The organism is Rhodothermales bacterium, assembly GCA_013002345.1.
In the GTDB taxonomy this organism is placed as follows: Bacteria; Bacteroidota; Rhodothermia; order Rhodothermales; family JABDKH01; genus JABDKH01.
In genome coordinates, this window is the sequence record JABDKH010000285.1 from 1 (window position 1) to 4,022 (window position 4,022).

Below are 4,022 nucleotides of genomic sequence, written 5' to 3' on the forward strand. Positions count from 1 at the left end.
GGCGGGGGGGGGGGGTGTACTGACCAACCCTCGCCTCACTCGCACGGTCCCCAGTTCGACAGCATGATCAGCAGGTCGGTGAAGCCGACGTCGCCGGAGTCGTCGAGATCGGCTGTACAGTCGTTGCACGGACCCCACACCGCAACCACTGCCAGCAGGTCATTGAAGCTGACCTCCCCGCTGCTGTCGAGGTCCGCGAGGCACGCCTCGCACTCATCCGGGATGCCGTCACCGTCGACGTCGAGGCTATCGCCTGCGAGAATATCGCATGAGTCCGGACTCCCGTTTTCGTTGCAGTCTACATCCATCATGCCGGCAAACGCGTGAGCGAACCCAATCGCGCCAATGATCGCCCAGTCGTTGGATATGGCTACTCCACTGCCAAAGCCGAACGATGGTTCCGAGAGGAGTCTCGTGCGTTCGATCCACGATTCACGGCTCCGCCGATACACATATGTTGAACCCATGAACCCGCTGTCGTTCGGGGCGCCTACCAAGAGCGTCGTGCCATCGCTGTTGATTGCGACAGCGCGTCCGAACCACTCTCCCGGCTGACCGTCGGAAGCAATGACCCGAGCCTCTTCAGTCCATCTGCTGAGGTCGTCCAGGAATATCCAGGCAGAGCCCGTGGTTCCGTCGTCATTGAACGCACCGATCGCCGCACGGCCGATGCCCAGGGACACGGACCAACCAAATCGACTGTCAGCACCAGCAGTGGAGGGGGCGAGCTCCGTCTCCAACGTCCACTCGGCCCGGTCACGTGCGAAGATGTAGGCCTTCCCTGCACCGGGCGAACCAATGAGCACGATATCGTCGCGCAACGAGACCGATTCGCCAAAGACGAACTCGCCGATTCGTGGACCTAGCAGCTTTTCCTCCTGGTGCCACTCCGAGTCAGCATGCCGGAACACGTACGCGGAACCCACGAAAATGACATCTTCCCGCTCATCTCCCGGAGCTCCAGCGACAATGGTGTCTCCATAGATCGCGACAGAGTTACCGAATCCGTCGGCACTATCTCCGTCAGAGGCGGTGAGACGCGCCATGAATGCCCATGCTGTGCCGGAGTACGAAAACACCTCCACAGCACCGCTCGCGGGTCCGAGGTCGTCCGCCAATGGTGCACCGACTACGAGGCAATCCTCATGCACTGCCACGGAGGAACCAAAGAACTCATCTGCGTCTGGCTTAGACGAGTGGAGCGTGCACTCGAGCGTCCACACTCCATCGTCTGACCGGTAGACGCGCACGATGCCAATGCCGTCGCCGGGGTCGCCGACCACCGCAATGTCATCGTCGATCGCGACCAGATGACTGAAGGACGAGCGGGTCGGTCCGAGCGATGCTACTTCGCACTGCGCGTCGGCTGGTGCGACAGAGCCGAGGAGGACCGAACAAGCCACGGTCCGTGCAAACGCGGCCTCGACGTAGGACACTTGATCTACCTCGTTCATGAGCATTCTGGAGCACACTCAATCAGCCTGTTGCCCAGGCCCTTCACAATTATCAAGTTCAGCCCCGCACTCCGTGCAGATAGAGGCGACACCGCGAGGATAGGAGCAACTGGGGCACAGACCTGCGGTCAAGCGATGCGCTCTGCGAGCGCGAATCACCGCGTCCATCATCCACCACGCCGCTCCGACACCTAAGAGACTCGTGCCGCGCGTTGTCGGTCTTCGACCGGCGTCGTCCGGCACGACGATTCACGACTCTTCGCTTCCGATCTGGCGCAACTGCGATCGGTCGAACTCGGGGCCTGTGTGCACCCAACGGTAGTCTACGAGTCGACCCTGGTCACAGAGCGCTTCGCCCAGATTGAGTGACGCCACCAATGCATCCCGGTGCGCCAACAGCTCTGGTTCATACAGCTCGTGGGGCCACTCGCACATCTTGATCCAGATACGCTTCCGCGCGTCTTCCCAGGAGTCAAAGACATCAAGTGACATCAACCTCTGCCGCCCGATGTACTCGGAGTACTCCTCGCCAAACACGTTCAACCACGCGAACGGGTGAATGCACACCAATCCGGCGCCGGCCACCGCCTGGTTCCCGATTGCGACCCCCATGAGCTCAACCGGCCCCGGCTTGTGATCCACGTACATGTCGCCACCGGGATAATCAGAGTACACCGTCGCAAATCCCGCCGACGCATCCGCGCAGTCCATTGCTCGTGCAAGCAGCGGCTGGACATACCGAACCAAGTTCCGCCGCCACGCACGTTCATATTGCAGGCGCAACACAAGACGATTCGATTCGATGCCGCGACCGCGACGCGTGGCGAGCGAACCAAAGCCGCGAACGTCCCCGCGATACACGAAGTGTGCCAGATCGCCTCTGGGGGACCAGCATGGGCTCAAGAGCGCCTCTTGGTCTTCGAGTCTGAACTTGGTTCTGATGGGTTCGTAGAAGCCAACATGTGTTGGGACGAGTGCTGCTGGAAACCCATCGAATACTTCAGCAAGCAGACTCGGTCGCTCGGCAAGTGGCTGGACCGTTCCGACGCCGAACGCGAGGTACACTGTCGGCTTAGGTGGCTTCATGGAAGTGGCGGCGTGAGTTACAGAACACTGGGTTCGTCGCGCAAGCTGACATCGACAACGGCGAAGTCAAGCATGTCGTGCAGCGCATACGTCTGATGCCCCCTGTAAAACTCCGACTTACGTGTGTGGTGGCATGGGCACCATCATCGCGTGTTGCTGCCCTACACCGATCTCTTGGACCGGATAGTCGCCTCCGATCGAATGAAGGAAGTCCACCATCTGCCAGATGTCCCCATACTCGTGCTGGTCATCGGGATAGGCCTTCCCACACCGCGTCGTGTTGTAGCAGGTATCGCTGGTAACCTCGTAGCCCCAGTGAGTGAGATAGCGCTTTATCCGATTCTGTGGTACAGACCAAAGCCGCGCGAGGAGCGCCGAGTCTCCCTTGTTGCGATCGCGAGCCTGGGGATCGTCGCCGTCCCAGTACTCAGGCAGCGTGCTGAACTGATCAACAACGTCCGCGCCATGCATCAGCGTGTAGTCCCAGAGGCTGCCCTCCTGGATCCGCAGTGCCATCCAAGCGAGAGCGTGCATCTCTGCGACTTTCGCGCACAGCGGGAAGTGTCCAGGGTAGCGCGGCAGCAGGACCGATGTGACTCCGTCGCCCTGCACTGTGCGGAGGCTGTACATCGGCGGCTCGGGGTCGGTGTCCCAGCGAACGGCGCCCCTGAGTTCCGCAACGGCGCGCTCCCAGGCCGCTCGAAACTCGGACTGCGAGAGTCCGCGAAACACCTGGACGGTGATGCGCTCACCCACGGCGGCTGCCCTCCGATTCGATACGAACAAGATACTTCAGCCGCACTGAGCTCCGCAGGCTCGCTTGAATCTTCGGGTTAGTCTCTGACCCAGGGCAGTGCCTGTTAACCACAACCCACCTGTTAAACGGAGACTCGGAGAGTTCGCGGTCGAGATCAAGGGGTCCCGATCCCAACCCTGAGGGTTTGGACCGGACCCCATGACACGCGTTTCGAACCAGAGACTTTTGCTTCGCCGGCGCGCGTTGCCGTAACCCTTTGCACGACGCCAGTTACGGCGAATGGCCCGAGTGTCTCCCCCACCCCATCCTTGTTAACCACAAACCGCCGCGGATTCCGCGGCGATTGGGAAAGCTCCCCGGTCCGGACGCTCTTCATATTACGTGCGCGACTTTTGCGAGAGTGTCTCGGCAATCGGTTGCTGTCGCACGACTTACAGAACGTCGACGCCGACCTCCGGCAAGCACACCAAGTCGCGCGCGACATGGCCGAAAAGTCGCGCGCTCGCGCGATGCGTTAACCACTTGGTTCATCTTTCCCATTGCGACGCATTCTCAGCGTTGTGGTTAACGGGCGCGCGACTCTGGTCGCTCGACGACTCGGCCGTTCTCGGCGACGTACACGGGCAGGCCCAGCCGCCTCAACCGGGCCACCTCGCGCTGAATGGCCACGCGTAAGCCATCGGCGATGTCGTCGAGTCTCTTTTCGAGCAGCACGGCCTCTGGGT

The 4,022-nt window shown here is 61.1% G+C and carries 3 protein-coding genes; all 3 read right to left on the bottom strand.

Annotated features, from left to right (window positions below; all coding sequences use genetic code 11):
- Positions 1–35 precede the first annotated feature (35 nt).
- Entirely contained in the window at positions 36–1,454 is a 1,419-nt protein-coding gene (locus tag HKN37_13720) for a hypothetical protein (GenBank protein NNE47707.1), read from the bottom strand.
- A gap of 249 nt (positions 1,455–1,703) precedes the next feature.
- Positions 1,704–2,540 (bottom strand): hypothetical protein, encoded by an 837-nt coding sequence (locus tag HKN37_13725; protein NNE47708.1) that lies wholly within the window; start codon positions 2,538–2,540, stop codon positions 1,704–1,706.
- A gap of 117 nt (positions 2,541–2,657) precedes the next feature.
- Complete coding sequence (locus HKN37_13730; GenBank protein NNE47709.1) at positions 2,658–3,296, bottom strand: hypothetical protein; 639 nt, start codon at positions 3,294–3,296, stop codon at positions 2,658–2,660.
- Positions 3,297–4,022: the final 726 nt, after the last annotated feature.